At 40.5% G+C, this 17,110-nt stretch carries 11 protein-coding genes; 6 read left to right on the top strand and 5 right to left on the bottom strand.

All coding sequences use genetic code 11. The features are described 5' to 3' along the window. Window positions 1-76: 76 nt before the first annotated feature. On the bottom strand, window positions 77-1,552 hold the full coding sequence (gene spoIVA / locus H8700_RS06820) for a stage IV sporulation protein A (protein ID WP_249304544.1): 1,476 nt from the start codon (window positions 1,550-1,552) through the stop codon (window positions 77-79). A 167-nt stretch (window positions 1,553-1,719) separates the two neighbouring features. Here spoIVA and H8700_RS06815 point away from each other — a divergent pair, with 167 nt between their 5' ends. The 6 genes from H8700_RS06815 to H8700_RS06790 all read left to right on the top strand — a co-directional run bounded on the left by H8700_RS06815 (window position 1,720) and on the right by H8700_RS06790 (window position 11,409). Beyond that, window positions 1,720-2,532, top strand: a complete 813-nt coding sequence (locus tag H8700_RS06815; protein WP_249304542.1) for a class B sortase — start codon at window positions 1,720-1,722, stop codon at window positions 2,530-2,532. Window positions 2,533-2,610: 78 nt separating this feature from the next. Beyond that, on the top strand, window positions 2,611-4,464 hold the full coding sequence (locus tag H8700_RS06810; protein WP_249304541.1) for a collagen-binding domain-containing protein: 1,854 nt from the start codon (window positions 2,611-2,613) through the stop codon (window positions 4,462-4,464). A 205-nt stretch (window positions 4,465-4,669) separates the two neighbouring features. Further along, window positions 4,670-6,349 carry a cellulase family glycosylhydrolase gene (locus H8700_RS06805; RefSeq protein ID WP_249304539.1) on the top strand — a complete coding sequence of 560 codons (1,680 nt, stop codon included), beginning with the start codon at window positions 4,670-4,672 and terminating at the stop codon, window positions 6,347-6,349. 315 nt (window positions 6,350-6,664) lie between these two features. Continuing rightward, window positions 6,665-8,032, top strand: a complete 1,368-nt coding sequence (locus H8700_RS06800) for an MATE family efflux transporter (RefSeq protein ID WP_249304537.1) — start codon at window positions 6,665-6,667, stop codon at window positions 8,030-8,032. A gap of 106 nt (window positions 8,033-8,138) precedes the next feature. Continuing rightward, entirely contained in the window at window positions 8,139-8,996 is an 858-nt protein-coding gene (locus tag H8700_RS06795; RefSeq protein ID WP_022140750.1) for an AraC family transcriptional regulator, read from the top strand. Window positions 8,997-9,762: 766 nt separating this feature from the next. Continuing rightward, window positions 9,763-11,409, top strand: coding sequence for a glycoside hydrolase family 43 protein (locus H8700_RS06790; protein ID WP_249304535.1), 1,647 nt, complete (start codon window positions 9,763-9,765; stop codon window positions 11,407-11,409). A 235-nt stretch (window positions 11,410-11,644) separates the two neighbouring features. Here the strand turns inward: H8700_RS06790 and H8700_RS06785 are convergent, their stop codons facing one another. The 4 genes from H8700_RS06785 to H8700_RS06770 form a co-directional block, all read right to left on the bottom strand. Further along, the gene (locus H8700_RS06785) at window positions 11,645-12,628 is read right to left on the bottom strand and encodes a sensor domain-containing diguanylate cyclase (protein ID WP_249304532.1); all 984 of its coding nucleotides are present in this window, start codon (window positions 12,626-12,628) and stop codon (window positions 11,645-11,647) included. A gap of 150 nt (window positions 12,629-12,778) precedes the next feature. Beyond that, complete coding sequence (locus tag H8700_RS06780) at window positions 12,779-14,140, bottom strand: MATE family efflux transporter (protein WP_249304530.1); 1,362 nt, start codon at window positions 14,138-14,140, stop codon at window positions 12,779-12,781. A 157-nt stretch (window positions 14,141-14,297) separates the two neighbouring features. Then, entirely contained in the window at window positions 14,298-15,329 is a 1,032-nt protein-coding gene (locus H8700_RS06775) for a GGDEF domain-containing protein (protein WP_249304528.1), read from the bottom strand. Window positions 15,330-15,384: 55 nt separating this feature from the next. Next, a complete protein-coding gene (locus H8700_RS06770; protein ID WP_249304526.1) occupies window positions 15,385-17,076 on the bottom strand; it encodes an EAL domain-containing protein in 1,692 nt (563 codons plus the stop codon). Window positions 17,077-17,110: the final 34 nt, after the last annotated feature.

Genomic DNA, 17,110 nt, shown 5'->3' with positions numbered 1-17,110 from the left:
TTACAATTTTTGCCATGAATATTATACATTATAAGTTTCCACATAGTCATATGTACTCTTACCATTTTTCACCGGATCAGATAATAATACAGACCAGGCCACCGTTGCTGTCATTGATAACCTTTTGCAAGGTATCCTGTAATTTCATCTGGCTTTCCTCTGTCAGCCGGTTCACTTTCGAAGTCATGCCTTCTTCTACCAGCTGTCTGACGGTCTTTCCAAAGATATTCGTATCCCAAATGGACTCTTCTGCCTCCGCATTCTGCCCGGCAATATAATGGATCAGGTCTTCTGCCTGCTGCTGTGTGCCAACGATCGGTGCAATCTCTGTTTCTATGTTCGCCTGGATCAGATGAACAGACGGACTGACTGCTTTGATCTTGACACCAAACTTGTTCCCATGACGAATGATCTCCGGTTCCGAGATGACAATTTCTTCTGTTCCCGGTGTGATCACTCCATAACCTTTTGCATGCACCTCTTTCCATGCATCCGACAGCTTTTCAATCTCTTCTTTCTTTCCTACATATTCCTTTAACAGATGGATCAGCTGATATTCGCCTTCAATCGGTGTTCCCACCAGTTCACTGATGATCTGATAATACCGGCTGTCATCAAAAAGTGCCTCAATCTGCACAATACCGTTTTCCATGCCTATACTATCTATCTTAAATTCACGGATCATATCATTATCGACAGCGAAGTTATCGCGGATCACATCACGCACAAGTGATATTTTATCAAGGATCTTACGCACACTTTCGATCAGCTCTTTCTTTAACCAATGATCGATCGGCAGCATTTCTACCCATTTGGGAAGACGGAAAACAAGCTGGCGAATCGGAAATACCGATAACATCTGTTCCATGATACGTCCGATATCTTCATTGCGAAGCTGGTTACAATTTACAGGAAGTACCGATACCTCATATTTTTCACTGAGTTTTCGTGCCAGTTCTTTGGCTTCCTCTCCAAATGGTTTTACAGTATTTAAAAGAACGACAAATGGTTTTCCGATACTTTTTAATTCCTGTATGGTTCTTTCTTCTGCCGGAACATATGCTTCTCTTGAAATTTCGCCAAAGCTTCCATCCGTTGTCACTACGATGCCAAGTGTGGAATGATCATGGATCACTTTACGTGTTCCGAATTCTGCCGCTTCGGAAAACGGCATCGGCTCTTTTGACCATGGTGTCATGACCATACGCTCATTTTCTTCTTCACGAATACCTTCTGCTTCCTGAACAATATAACCGACACAATCGATCATGCGGACTTTTACCTGATTTTCCCCATATAAGTCGACCGAAACGGCTTCTTTCGGAATAAATTTCGGTTCCGTTGTCATGATCGTCTTTCCATCTGCTGACTGCGGTAATTCATCTGTTGTTCTTTCTTTTTCATTTTCATCTTCTATTCCGGGAATTACCATTAATTCCATGAATCTCTTTATAAATGTAGACTTTCCTGTACGAACCGGACCACATACGCCAAGATAGAATTCTCCATTGGTTCGTTCTGCTAAATCCTGATACACTTTAAAGCCACTCATATTTTTCCTCCATTCCTGCCTTTTTGTCTGATTCTTTCTTTAGTCTTGTTACCACTTTATGAAACACAAAAGAAAAATATTCCACAAAAAGGGAACAAGCCAAATGGCATATTCTCTTTTTTTTCAAATACAATGTCAATACAGCCTGACAAAACAGGAGGATTTCTTTGCGTCTTTTACGACCTTGGAAAAGAAGCTTCTTTTGGCTGTCAGTAACAGCCTTTCTTATTACACTGATACTCTTTGGTATCTATTCTTTACGATATGATCAACAACTCCGACAGGCACAATCGCAATACCGGTCACTTCAAAAAAAGGCGATCCAGCGCAGCCCGCCACAGACCATTTCAAAGAAACAAAATTATTCCAAAAAGAAATACCAAAAAAGAACGGTAACCATACCAAATATTGATTTTCCGCTTCTATGGAAATATAATTCTGACATTTATGCCTGGATCATGATCCCGGATGCCAATGTCTCTTATCCAATCTTACAACATTCTAAATATGATACATACTATCTAAACCACAATCTGAGCGGCAGTACCGGATATCCGGGCTGTATTTTTTCTAAGACACAATCAAAAAAAGACTTCACCGATGCACTCCTTATACTCTATGGGCATAATATGAGAAATGGAACGATGTTTGGTGCACTTCGTCAGCTTGATAAGTCGGATTTTGTAAAAAAAGTCTATTTTATCTACATCATTACTCCTACTTCTAAAATTTTATATCGTATCCGATCCAGTGCTGTATGGTGTAACAAAGACATTCTTTATACATTTTCTAATACACCTGACAGCATATATCACTTTGTCCGGGCGATTGATCTGCATGGAACCTCCCAAAGCAAAATACTTCTTTTAGACGCTTCCAAAGACAAAAAATCACAATGGTTAGTTTTATCAACTTGTGGTTCTGATTCCAAAACCCGTTTTTTTATCATTGCACAAAAACAAAATGAATGGAGGAAATAACTATTGAAACATCCTATTCGAACTTTAACATCCTTTTTTCTTTGCCTGTTACTGGTATGTAGTACAGCATGCAGTGTGATGTACGGAAAAGCCGCTTCCCCATCCTATACAGACACACAAAAAACGTATACGATCCGTCAGCTTACAAGTGATTATCAATTCTTTGTCCGAAACGAATTGCAAAGCAATAATCACTTTGTCGGAGCAGCAGCCTGTGGTGGCAAAGCCTATTTAAATACGTTTGGAGACGGTGCGATCGTTCCTTCTTATTTTGATACTGTTCTCTCCCTGAATAACTACAACGGACAAAATAACAGCCACTATCTTGCATCCGATTCCAAATATAAAGATCTTTGCAAGCAGCCAGCATATTATAAAAATGCAAACCGTAATTACCCTTCTTTGACAAAATATCCTGATAAAAACAATGCATATATCCGATTTGATTCTGCTTTTACATCTCTGATCCGTGAATCAGCCGATATGATGGATCAGGCTTCCTTGACACTGTCAATGGATCAGATGCACTATGTATCGTTTGATGGCAACAACGGATGGCTTTTGACGATTCCATTTAGTAAAACCGTCCATTCCGTCCGGATTCCTAAACGGATCATCAAAAAAGCAGACTGGATCCTGATCGATGGTGTGAAAGATTTAAAAGAATTAGCAGAAACCGATCACATTATTAGTATAGAACAAAGTGATCCGCTCTCCATCGGTGGCAGCTATTCTTTTGTCCGTCCGGACGACTGGAAAAAAGCAGTCTTTATCGCTACGAATGACAGACAGAGCAGTCTTTTTACAAACTTCTTTGGAACGTACCAGAAAAAAGCTCATCTGCTTGATGATGCACATGGTTTAAAAAACATCGAAGGTGCGGAAACGATACGTGCCGGACAAATGGATCTTTCCGGTGTCAAATTGATCTGGAATTTTCCACAAAACAAAAAACTTCATTGCGAATATATGCCGGGGCATGTTGTCGCTCCGAATGCAACGGTTTCGATCACAAACGGCTGTTTTGAAGGCAGCTATATTGTAAACAATCTCTATTGTTGCGGTGCTGAAGGACATTTCTATCCTTATAAAGAAGTTACGCCACCAAGCCCAAGTGCAACCCCAACGATCAAGCCGACTCCTACTCCAACTGTAAAACCAACTCCTACTCCAACCGTCAAGCCGACTCCTACTCCAACGTGGAAACCTACCCCTACTCCTACTCCAACGTGGAAACCTACCCCTACTCCTACGATAAAACCGTCTCCCACTCCGACCGTCAAACCGACTCCTACTCCAACGGCGAAACCTACCCCTACTCCTACGATAAAACCGTCTCCCACTCCGACTCCAACTGTCAAGCCGACTCCTACTCCTACGGCAACACCTACCCCTACTCCTACGATAAAACCGTCTCCCACTCCGACTCCAACTGTCAAGCCGACTCCTACTCCTACGGCGAAACCTACCCCTACTCCTACGATAAAAACATCTCCCACTCCGACTCCAACCGTCAAGCCGACTCCTACTCCTACGGCAACACCGTCAATCACTCCGACGATAAAGCCTACTCCTACCGTCAAACCGGCAACTACTCCAACGACAACACCATCAACCACTCCGACAATAACACCGGCTTTTACTCCTACCGTACCGCTAAGTCCGATACCTACCGCTACAACAGCACCAACTCCATCGGTTACACCTGCACCAAGTAACACACAGATCACGGCCTCTCCAACTGCTTCTCCGACAAGCAGACAGGTAACAGTCACAAAGAAAAAAGTAACATTTGTACAACCGGCACCAAGACCAATTCCACAAACTTTGTCAAAATACTCTCCAGCTACCGGTGAAAAGACATTGCATTGGATCTTTGGCGGTTTACTTCTGATCACAGGAGCCGGTATTTTGCTATTCCGGAAAAAATAAAATTTAAAATAATAGCACCGGATAAGAAACGCTAGCTTACCAGTTTTTGTCATTCATAGCCAATTATTCTCATATTTTATGTAATTTTTTATATATTTTGTATACTTTATTTTTATTTAACCTTTCCTTTGTAGCACTATGCACAATGCCATGCTATAATTCAATAGCAAAGTATAATTTTTATACAAAAGGAGAGGTAAACCAAATGCAAATCAAAAAACTTTTAGCAGTCGCACTCGCTGCGGCAATGACACTGTCAACCTTAAGCACCACTACTCTGACACAGCCAAAAAAAGCCAGTGCAGCTACTTTTACAAATCTGAATCAAAAACAGATGGTTACTGCAATGGGGGCTGGCTGGAATCTTGGAAACCAATTGGAAGCAGCAAACAATGGTACACCAAGTGAAACAGCATGGGGCAACCCAACTATTTCGGCTAATCTGATCAAAGCAGTCAAAAACGCAGGATTTTCTACAATCCGTGTTCCTGTTTCTTATCTTAGCAAGATTGGCAGCAATTCTAATTATACGATTGATTCTGCCTGGCTGAATCGTGTCAAAGAAGTAGTTGATATGTGTATCGCAAATAATTTATACGTTATTATCAACATGCATGGAGACGGTTACAATTCTGTACAGGGTGGATGGCTTTTGTGCAACGGTTCTGACCAGACAACGATCCGTAACAAATACAAAGCCTGCTGGAAACAGATTGCAAACAAATTCAAAAACTATGACCAGCATGTTGTATTCGAATCAATGAATGAAGAATTTGACGGTACTTATGGAACACCAAACACAACATACTATGCAAATATCAACAAATTAAACCAGATCTTTGTTGATACTGTCCGTCAGACAGGCGGCAACAATGCAAAAAGATGGTTAATGATTCCGGGCTGGAACACAAATATTGAATACACAGCCGGAAACTATGGTTTCTCATTACCAACAGACAACTACCGTGACAGCAGTATTTCTTCCAGCGAAAAACGTATCATGATCTCTGTTCATTATTATGATCCATGGGGCTTCTGCGGAGAAGAAAGCACAACCGCTACACAGTGGGGAAGTAAAGCCACGAACAGTTCTAAAGTTGATAGCTGGGGCGATGAATCTTATATGAAAACAAACTTTGAGAAGATGTATAACAAATTCTCAAGCCAGGGATATCCTGTCGTCATTGGTGAATATGGTGCCATTGACAAATCTTCTATTGATTCCCGGAACACTGCATGCCGTGCCGATTTTGCAACAAAAGTCTGCACCTATGCCAAGAAATATGGTATGGTTCCTGTCTGGTGGGACAATGGTGACACAAACAAATATGGATTTGCTCTGTTTAACCGCTATACAGCAGCCGTAACACAGTCTGCAATCATCAAAGCGATCACAACAGTATATCCAAAATCAAGCAGCTCATCATCTTCCATTGATACAAGCAAAACTTATATGTTAAAGAACGTAAATAGTGGTATGTATCTGGATGTATCCGGTGCTAAAGCAGTAAACGGCACTAATGTACTTCAGTATACAGCTTCAAAAGCAAAAAATAATAACACATGGAAATTCGTTTCTAACGGAAATGGTTATTATTACATTTATTCACAACTTGGAAACGGTTCTACATTCCTTTTAGACGTTGCCAATAACAGCAGCGCAAATGGTGCTAATATCGGCATCTGGTCAAATACAAATTGTAATGCACAGTTATACAAGATTGTGAAAAACTCAGACGGAAGTTATAACATCTATACAAAATCTTCCGGTAACAAGAGCTGTATCGAAGTTGTAAATGCACTCACAACAAAAGGGGCAAACGTACAGCAGTGGGTATACAACGGACACAACTGCCAGAAATGGTACTTAGAAGCTGTCAACTAATTTTTCAAAGATATATTTGTAACGTATAAAAAATAACTTTGCAAATCAAACTGCACATAGACAAAATGTTTATGTGCAGTTTTTATCTGCATTAAAAATCATACCCTGTCTTTGCACAAACTGTTTTGTACATGCCAAAAACACTTTTTCTTTTCTTCTTATCTTTTTTATTGTATACTATCCTTTGTTACTGAACTAAAAGACAATGTTTTATAAAAACTTACTATTATGATCATACTTTTATAGAAACCTAGCAGGAAGAATTCGTTTTTTTAAGATACCAAAAGTACATATCACTTAGAAAAGAGGACTATTATGCAAAATAACAAAGAATTTCTAGCAACTGAACCGATCGGAAAATTACTGTTAAAGCTGGCAGTTCCATCTGTCATCTCACAGCTTGTTAATATGCTTTATAACGTGATCGACCGTATCTATATCGGTCATATTCCCGGAGATGGAAGTCTTGCTCTTACCGGTGTTGGTGTTTGTATGCCAATCATTCTGGTCATATCTGCTTTTGCTGCTCTGATCGGTTTTGGCGGAGCGCCAAGAGCTTCGATCTTTATGGGCAAAAACGAAATGGAACAGGCAAAAAAGACACTTGGAAACTGTTTTTCTTTTCAGATCATTATTTCTGTGATCTTAACCGCATTACTGCTTTGCGGCAATCGTTTCTTTTTAATGGCATTTGGTGCAAGTAAAAACACAATCTCTTATGCCGTTGATTATATGAATATCTATGCTTTAGGAACGATTTTTGTACAGCTTACACTCGGCATGAATTCTTTCGTTACGGCACAGGGCTTTTCAAAAACCGGAATGCTTACAGTTGTGATCGGTGCTGTCTGTAATATTGTGCTTGATCCAATCTTTATTTTTGGATTCCGTCTTGGTGTAAAAGGTGCAGCATTGGCTACAATCCTTTCTCAGGCAGTTTCCTGTATCTGGGTGATCCATTTTCTTTGTGGTAAGAAAACTTTTTTGCGTATCCAAAAGAAATATCTCCGACCGGAAGCAACGATCATCCTTCCATGTCTCGGATTAGGCATCTCTACTTTTGTGATGCAGGCAAGTGAAAGCGTGATCTCCGTCTGCTTTAATGCTTCTTTACTCCGATATGGCGGAGATGTTGCAGTCGGAGCTATGACGATCTTAACAAGTGTAATGCAATTTGCCATGCTTCCTTTACAGGGAATCGGACAAGGTGCACAACCGATCACAAGCTATAATTATGGAGCAAAAAATGTCGATCGTGTCAAAAAAACGTTCAAACTTCTGCTTGGTATCTCGCTGGCTTACTCTGTTTCTTTCTGGGTGATCTTGCAATGCTTCCCTGCTCTTTTTGCCGGAATTTTCACTTCTGATGCTACTTTGGCTGCCTTTACCGCAAAAGCTCTGCGCATATATTGTGGCAGCCTTTTCCTCTTTGGAATCCAGATTGCCTGTCAGATGACTTTTGTTGCGATCGGCAGTGCACTTTGCTCTGTGATTGTAGCCGTTGTGCGTAAATTTGTCCTTCTGCTTCCTTTGATCTATCTGATGCCGCATCTGATTTCCAATAAAACAAATGGTGTATATTTTGCAGAACCGATTGCAGATCTGATCGCAGTCAGCTTTACTGCCATTCTTTTTGCATTCCAGTTTAAGAAAGCATTACAAAAATGCAAGACAGACAGATAGCATATAACCGTCCGTACATAACTTTTATAACGCTTCAAAGTCCATTGCCATCATACCGTATACAATGCTATATAGCATTACCATCAGTCAGAAGGGGGAATCAAAAATGGAAACGACAACACGTAACGAAAAAACACGTCATGAAATGGTGATCAGCAACCCGGATGTAGATGTACGTTTCTATTTATCAAAAGACGAAGGAAGTTATGTTACACCACATTGGCATGACAGCTTAGAACTTGTCTACGTGATCAAAGGCTGTGTTACATTAAACCTTCCGCATGGAATCAGCCAGACAGCACACAGCAATGAGTTCTTTCTTGCTAATCCAAGAGAGATCCATTCTGTATTATCAGAAAAAAACGAGGCTTTGGTCTTACAGATTCCGCAAAAATTCTATGAAAAGTTTCTTTCTCCCCAGTCTTTATACCATTTTGCTGTCAATATGCACCCGGAGAATACAATTGAACAGACCAAATTAGAAAAGATCAAAAAAACCTTTCTCGATCTTTTTATTACTTATGATATCCGGCCGGAGGGCTATCAGCTTCGGTTTTACAGCCTTCTGTACGATCTTTTATTTACATTAGTACATTCCTATTCCCAAAAGATCCAGCCTTCGGAATACACTCATCAGACAAAAATGTTTCATCGCATGAAAGATATCATGGATTATATTGACAAAAACCACCGGAATGCAATCTCTACTTCCACAATTGCCAATCACTTTTCCTACCATCCCGATTATCTTGCACGCTTTTTTAAAAAATATATGAACTGTACGATCACAGATTATATCTATGCGATCCGCATTCATTATGTCGAGCAGGATCTGATCCAGACGCAGCTTCCGATTGCACAGATTTTTGAAGTGCATGGCTGTTCGAACCACCATCTTGCCATGAAATATTTTAAACAACAATGGGGATGCACACCAAGCCAATATCGTAAAAACATACGTTAATACACTCTTTTTCTCGTCAATATCGCAAAAACATGCATTAATACACTCTCTTCCTCATCCATGTCGTAAAAATATACATTAATATCATTTTTTTCCGTCTTTTTATTCTCAAAAAATCGGAATCGTACCATTCACACCTCTGAATCCTCTCTTTTCAACATCGTTTTTCTCCGCTATACTAACCATAGAAACTATCAGACGCAGCCTTTAGACATTTTAACTTCTTATCCTGACAGCAGGAATACTACAATGTCAGCAATTCATAGTATGTATGGATCGTGTTTCTGTTTCATTTTTACTTTTGGGAAGACACGTTGTCTGGTTAGAATATCTGATTTTTTAAGCTTTTTTGCTGATTGGGCGCGGGTCATAACTATAGGGGCGACTCAGTCTGAGTAGCATTGTTGTTTGGGACACGCTCCCGCTTCGCAAAGCCACGTAGCGCACACGTAGCATTGCAAAAAGCAAATACACTTTTTGCAACGCAAGTGGCGACGGTCTTTGAGATTCCCAAACAGCAATGTACATCAGACCGGCCTTGCCCCTATATCAGATGAGAGCGCCCATAATCAGAGCAAAAAAGCAAAAAATCTTAGATATCCTTAGCAGGCAGGAAAGTGCCCCAAAAGTAAAATGAAACAGAATACACGAACAGATACATAACATGCTGACACTGACAGGATCCCGGTTGTCAGGATAAGAAGACGATACGGCAGAGCAGGCTGCGACGGATGAATATGAAAATTGATCATAAAGGAGGAAAACGATGCTAAGAAATCCGATTTTGAAGGGCTTTAATCCCGATCCGTGCATTTGTAAAAAAGGTGATGATTATTATATTGCGGTGTCTACTTTTGAGTGGTTTCCCGGTATTCCGATCTATCATTCCAAAGATATGAAGCATTGGGAGCTTTATACCCATGTATTGACTGATGACAGCAATCCTGATTTAAAAAAACTGCCTTCCGCAAAAGGAATCTGGGCACCATGCCTGACCTATTGTGAAGAAGAAGATCTGTTCTATGTTGTCTATGGAGTAATGAATTCCATGAATGCCAGATATTTTGATGTGGATAACTTTGTGATCACAGCTAAGAATATCGAAGGTCCATGGAGTGAGCCGGTTTATTTGCACTCTTCCGGATTTGATGCATCGATCCTGCATGATGATGATGGCCGGAAATATATTGTCTCACTTGACTGGGAAACAAGAGAAGGCTATGAAAAGCCGGGTGTGATCGCCATTTCGGAATATGATCCGGTCAAAAAAGAGATCATCGGCTATCCAAAAAGGATCTGGAAAGGCGGTACAGACCGAGGATGTATCGAGGCTCCTCATCTGACAAAGAGAAACGGTTATTATTATATTATGTGTGCAGAAGGCGGCACCGGCTATAACCATTGTGTGACCATGGGACGTTCCCGCAATGTCTGGGGACCATATGAAGGCGATCCTAAAAATCCGATCGTCACTTCCAACCCTGTAGTTTCTAATGAACGTCATGATCCTGATCATTTGAAACCGAAATATTTCAACCCTGATACAATGTTACAAAAAGCCGGACATGGCAGTTATGTTGAAACTTCTCTTGGTGAAGTATATCTGGTTCACCTTTGTGCAAGGCCATTCCGACCGGAACTTCGCTGTACGCTTGGACGTGAAACAGCGATCCAGAAGATGAAATGGACCGAGGATGGATGGCTTCGTATGGCAGATAGCAGTAATATCGCAAAAGAATATTGTGAAGAAAGTCAGTTACCGGATGTTTTGGCCAAAGAAATCCCGGATTTTGATGATTTTGATGATGACACACTTGGCAACTTCTACTATGCACCACGAGTCATGCCGCAAAGCTTTGCCGATGTCACAGCACGAAAAGGCTATGTCCGTCTGCGTGGTCAGGAATCCCGCACCTCTCTGAATAAAGTCAGCATTCTTGCCCGTAAATTGACAAGTGTGTATGCTGCGATCACAACAAAAATGGAATTTGTACCGGAAGTTCACCAGCATTCTGCCGGATTGATCTTATATTATGATAATATGAATTATATCAACCTGCGTAAATATTACAGCGAAACATTAGGTCAGAGTGCGATTTCCATTATCGCTTTAGAAAACGGAGAAAAGACAGAATTTGTCAATACACGTATCGGTGTTGAAGATGTTCCGATCTACTTCCGTCTGGAAATCGAAGGAAAACATTCTCAATTCTATTGGAGTTACAACGGAAAAGAGTATAACAAGATTGGTATTCCGTTTGACACAACGAAGTTTTCCGATGAATATTGTAAATACGGTGAATTTACCGGAACAATGGTTGGAATCACCTGTGCTGATCGTGTAAAGCATAAACATTATGCAGACTTTGATTTTTTAGAATACAAAGCTGATGAAAACCGGAATGTAGAATAAAAAGCTGCCAATTTCTTTTTTAAGCATTTTACAATAATCTTTTAAAAGATTTTGTAAAATGCTTTTTTATGGAATAGGAAAATGCTCGTACAGTAGTGGTATATCAACAAGAATTGCTTTAGCAATTCTTGGAGTGCAAAGCGCTGGCTTTGCACTTTTTTATGGAATAGGAAGTTGCTCGCACAGTAGTGGTGCACCAGCAAGAGTGTCAGATCCTGATATTTCATGTTCTGCCTCATTTCCTGCTGATCTTACCCATTTCCCGATAGTATTTTTCTTTTTCCTGATACATTTTCCGGTCTGCTTCTCTTAACAGGTTATCAAATGGTTCTTTTGCATTATGACGATATGCAAATCCAAAAGACATACTGATCTTTTTCAATTCCTGATACATGTTTAACTTCTCGGTATATTGCTCGATCTGCTCCGGCTTTGCCCCCATCAATATGACAACAAATTCATCACCGCCAACCCGGTATACATTCTCTGTTTCAAAACACGCATTTAAAATCTCCACTGCATCACAGATATAGCGGTCACCAAATCCATGCCCCTTCGTATCATTGATCTTTTTTAATCCGTTCAGATCACACATCACGACCATCATAGACTGTTCCTTATCAAATTCTGTATCATAGACCCATTGCATAGCCCTTCTGTTCTTACAATTGGTCAACTGATCATGTGTTGCACTTCTTTCTACCACTTTTGCATAATCACGAAGACGGATCATCATAGAAATTACAAATTCCATCATATTGATCAAAACAGAAGTATTATTCATATAAGCTGCCGGTGGATTATCCACCCCATAGAAACCGATATATTTTCCGTTGATCTCGATTGGTCCCGTTACCAGTGTTTTAATTCCTTGTGGTTTTAAGATCTGATACATCGGTTCACTGACTTTTCTATATTCTTCCAGATCTTGGATCATAATATTATGCGATTTCTCATACTCCCGAAACCAGACTTCCAATGCCCCATCATAAGGTACATTCTTGAGATTATCAATTTCCTGTGTTACACCTTCCCGACACCATTCATATGTATTATCATAAGTGCCATCTCCGTTATCCTCAAAAATATAAGCACGGTCGGATTTCAGATTTTCACAGATATACTTTAAAATCTGATTTATAATATGTTCCGGTGATTCTGCTGACGATGCGTAACGTATCATGTCTGTAATAAATTTCTCATGATTAATTTTTCCCATAGCAAATCCTCCTTCTTTTGTATCTGATTTGTATTCTGCTTTTAAATCCGTACTATCATAAACTAACACTCATCATATTATTACTGTTTTGCAAAAGATTTTCTTTGGAAACATCGTACTGATTCCTGTTTATAAAATGTTTTTTGAATATTATACTGCTACCGTTTTGCGAAATACTCTTTTTTTGATAAAATGATACGCTGCCATCATCGAAACTCCGGTGATCACCCATGAAATCGGATAAATGATCAATAACACCCAGAATGTATGATAAATCCGGCACACTGTTGCGATCCATATCAGACGTAACACACAAGAGCCGACACAAGTGATCACAGCAGGGAGAAGGGAATGTCCGAGTCCCCGCATGGCACCTGCACTGATCTCATAAACAGAGGTCAGAAATTCCAGTGTCGTTACGATCAAAATTCGCTGTACCGCAAACCGGTATACTGCCTCATCGGTTGTATACAAATGTAAAAAGAAGTCTCTTCCCAGCACAAAAATGCAAGATAATGTTCCACAAAAAAGAATGGAAAAGAGCATGGATAACCGAAAGATCTTTTTGCATCTGTCTTTTTGACCGGCACCATAGTTCTGACTTGTAAACGTAACTGCTGCCTGTGCAAAGGCATTGACCATAAAATACGAAAAGAACTCATAGTTTAATGCTGCTGCCGATCCTGCGATCGCATTCGAACCAAAGCTGTTGATTGCACTCTGGATACACACATTAGCGATTGAAAACATCATTCCCTGTAGTCCTGCCGGGATGCCGATCAGCAATATCTTTTTTAACTGTTTGGATGCAATCTTTAACTTCTTTATATCCAGGCGGATCGGTTCCGCTTCATGCAAAAGAATATATATAATAATACCGGAACTGACCATATTGGATATGACGGTAGCAATTGCTACCCCTGCTACACTAAGATGAAACACAATGACAAGAACCAGGTTTAATACAGTATTTACAATACCGGCTGCGATCAGACTGTATAATGGTCTTCTGCTGTCTCCGATACTTCGTAAAATGGAAGAGCCAAAATCATATAACATAATAAAAGGCATTCCAAGCAGATAGATTCTCAAATACAATACTGCCATCTGTATGACATCTTTTGGCGTTCCCATCAAAAGAAGTACCGGTCTGGCAATAAACTGTCCTGCGATCATTACAAAAAGACCGCTAAGAACAGCAACCACGATTGCTGTATGTACCGCAGACTGAATGCTGTCTTTCGCTTTTTGCCCTATATAATGTGCGATCACAACATTTGAACCGAGCGAAATACCGATAAACAGATTGATCATCAAAGAGATCAGAGAGCTGTTGCTTCCTACCGCTGCCAATGCCCGACTGCTGGCAAACCGCCCAACAACTGCCGTATCAACCGAATTAAATAACTGCTGCAAAATACTGCTTGCAGCTAATGGCAAAGCAAAGATCAGAATTTTATTCCATAAAGAACCATGTGTCATGTCCATTGTTTTTCCATTGGTCATACTCATTTTCCTTTCTCTTTATCGCAATATTTCTTTTTTTTGTCAGTTTGACAATATATTTTATTTTACCATACAACAGTTCTAATGTCATATCCAAAAACAGCATAAAATACACAAATAATGGAATATTACACAAAAGAAGGACCTTAAAAAGGATGCCTGCTTACCTGGCACCCTTTCTTGGATCATTCTCCCGATTTTTTATTCTCTGTAGCTCCTCATAAAACCGGTAACTGTTTTTACCGTTCTGTTTGACATAATACAACGCCTTATCCGCTTTTATATAATATTCTTCAAAGTTTCCTCCCTGTCTACACATGCACAGACCGCAGGACAGGGATGCCGGTGAAGTCTCTGCCGTAACATTTTTTGCCGCACTAAAGCTATCAAACAGCTTTCTTATCCGCACGCTCACCTCTGCTTCTGATGCCTCCGGCAGATAGAACAGAAATTCATCTCCTCCCAGCCGGCAGACCACTGCGTTCTCCATGCACTCTGTGAGCATTGCTCCTACCAGCCTGAGAGCACAATCCCCAGCCTTATGCCCATAGACATCATTGATCTTCTTCAGATTATCCATATCGACAAATCCCAGACAGCCATCATGCTTCTGCATTTTCTCAAGGATCAGCTTTTCACCCTTATGACGCATAGGAAGACCAGTCAGATAATCCAGGCTTTCCCTTGCCTCTCTCTGCCTAGCCAGCTCCAGCTCGCGGATGCGGTCCATTGTCTGGATCAGCGTAACGACCAGCAGGACCACCAGTCCGGTTGCGATAAAGATCCCTGACAGTGACACCACTCGATACACCGCTGTCACCTCCAGCATGACTGCAATCATGGCAGCTACCAGTCCGATCAGCGGAAGCTTGTAATGTTTCGCCGTTCCCTTGATGAGATCCCGGCAAATAGTGATAAATATTGTCAGGAACGTTCCTGCGATCACTAGGTGGGACAAGAACATTGTCGAGATAAAATCTGCGATATTCAGTAGCTGTAAGGCCGTGCATATCACAAAATCCACACAGGTGATACACTCTGCCACATGATAGATCTTCCGGTACCTTCCCTGCTGCACACTGTCAATATAGAACATGATCGGAACCGGGCAGAGCATCACAACGAAGAAGCACATATTCGACAGAATAGAAGCATTGGAAACAAACAGCTGGCGCAGCTTCGATTCTCCCAGCATCCACACCGCTCCAAAGATAAGGCAGCCCCACATAACTGAGTCTACCTTACTCTCTTTATTTAACATTGATGCCACTGACATATTGCTGCAGAAACTGTTTCTTTCCACATGGTCTTCCAAAATAATATCCCTGCAGATAATCAACCTTCATTTCTTTCATTTTCAGAAGCCATTCTTTTTCCTCGATGCCTTCTGCGCATATCCTGACGTTAATACTATGTACCATGGAGATGATATTTTTATATAATTCATAATCCCTGTCACTGTTCATCGCCTTGTCAGTAAAATCCCTATCCATTTTCACGTAACTTGGATTCATATCACGGATACAATGAAGATTCGAATATCCTGTTCCAAAATCATCAATCACAAAGGGAATCCCATTCTTGTCCAGAGTTTTACGGAATTTACAGAACGAAGGTGTCATATCCATAAATCCGCTTTCTGTCATTTCAACACATAAGCATTCCGGCTGTAATGAATATTTTTGAATTGTATCCAGAATATCCCGCTCCACATTGCCTTGCAGGATCTGAACATAGGATACATTTACATTCATCCGGAAGTCAGGAATATATTTCTGCATTTCACAGCACATTGCTGCAGCTTCGTTCAAAATATATCTTCCAGCGGGAATGATCAATCCGGTCTCTTCCAATAATGGGATAAACTCCATCGGTGAAACAAACTCCCGCCCTTCTTCTGTTATCATGGAAAAACGCATCAGTGCCTCTGCTCCAATGATCTGTTCGGACTGACAGTCCACGATCGGCTGGTAGTATACTTCAAAACCATCATAATGGTCCACAATAGCATTACGAAGTGTTGCTATGATTCTTCCTTTTCGTAAAAAGACCTCATAGTCATCCTGGTCAAAAACATAGTATCCATTTTTACCCATGCTTTTTGCCTGTTTCAAGGCAAATTCAAACTTTTTGCGGCATTCTTCGGTTCCCTCACAAAATGTTGCTGCATCTATAACACCAATAGAAATAGAAAATATAGCTTCATAATTTTCGGCTACTATGAAATTATGAAGTTTATCTGTAATCTTTTCTTTCAGTGCCACAGCGTCTTCTGCAGAGGAAGCTTCCAAATCCACGATCACATACTGATCCGCTACCAGATGGTAAATTCTCTGCTTGTCTGAAAGGCATTCCTTCATACAGCCGGCTACACTTTTCAGGATATAATTACCATAATCAGCTCCCCTGGAGCCATTGATCGCTCCAAAATCATCAATTCCTATATGCATAAAAAATCCCCTGGTAATGGGTTCTTTTTGTGCACGCAGATAAGCAATGAATTCCGGACCGCCAAGTAGTCCTGTGACATTATCGGCTCTTCTCTTGTTGCCGGTCTCATTCAGACACCCGACCAGATACTCTACCTTTCCATGCTGATCATTGATCACGATACCACGGCAGTTAATCCAGACCGGCATACCTTCTTTATCAAGCCACCTGTAATGAAGATTATGTACCATTTCTCTTCCTTCGCATATATCCGCAAGATGCTTTGCAAGCATCCTGCGGTCTTCCTCATATACTACCTTCATAACTTCATTTGCAGCATCTGTCAGAACATTTTTCGACATTTTAAACCGTTTCACAGCTGACTGTGAAATCTCAAAGGTATTATTCTGCAGATCAAATATATACAGGTAATCATCCATACATTCTGTAATGATCTCAAATAAGATTTCTGCTGTCTGCTCTCCAAACACTCTAAATATATCATTAACCACAACAAGTACCTTCCTTACGACAACTTCACTCTAT

Origin of the sequence: Jutongia hominis, assembly GCF_014384965.1 — a bacterium.
GTDB classification, from domain to species: domain Bacteria; phylum Bacillota; class Clostridia; order Lachnospirales; family Lachnospiraceae; genus Butyribacter; species Butyribacter hominis.
The sequence above is the reverse complement of the archived record's forward strand: the minus strand, read 5'-3'. Positions and strand labels throughout refer to the sequence as shown.

Coding starts and splice junctions, on each gene's coding strand:
- H8700_RS06780 (WP_249304530.1), bottom strand. CDS start 14,140: ATGAGTATGACCAATGGAAAAACAATGGACATGACACATGGTTCTTTA.
- H8700_RS06790 (WP_249304535.1), top strand. CDS start 9,763: ATGCTAAGAAATCCGATTTTGAAGGGCTTTAATCCCGATCCGTGCATT.
- H8700_RS06805 (WP_249304539.1), top strand. CDS start 4,670: ATGCAAATCAAAAAACTTTTAGCAGTCGCACTCGCTGCGGCAATGACA.
- spoIVA (WP_249304544.1), bottom strand. CDS start 1,552: ATGAGTGGCTTTAAAGTGTATCAGGATTTAGCAGAACGAACCAATGGA.
- H8700_RS06775 (WP_249304528.1), bottom strand. CDS start 15,329: ATGCTGGGAGAATCGAAGCTGCGCCAGCTGTTTGTTTCCAATGCTTCT.
- H8700_RS06800 (WP_249304537.1), top strand. CDS start 6,665: ATGCAAAATAACAAAGAATTTCTAGCAACTGAACCGATCGGAAAATTA.
- H8700_RS06785 (WP_249304532.1), bottom strand. CDS start 12,628: ATGGGAAAAATTAATCATGAGAAATTTATTACAGACATGATACGTTAC.
- H8700_RS06810 (WP_249304541.1), top strand. CDS start 2,611: ATGTACGGAAAAGCCGCTTCCCCATCCTATACAGACACACAAAAAACG.
- H8700_RS06795 (WP_022140750.1), top strand. CDS start 8,139: ATGGAAACGACAACACGTAACGAAAAAACACGTCATGAAATGGTGATC.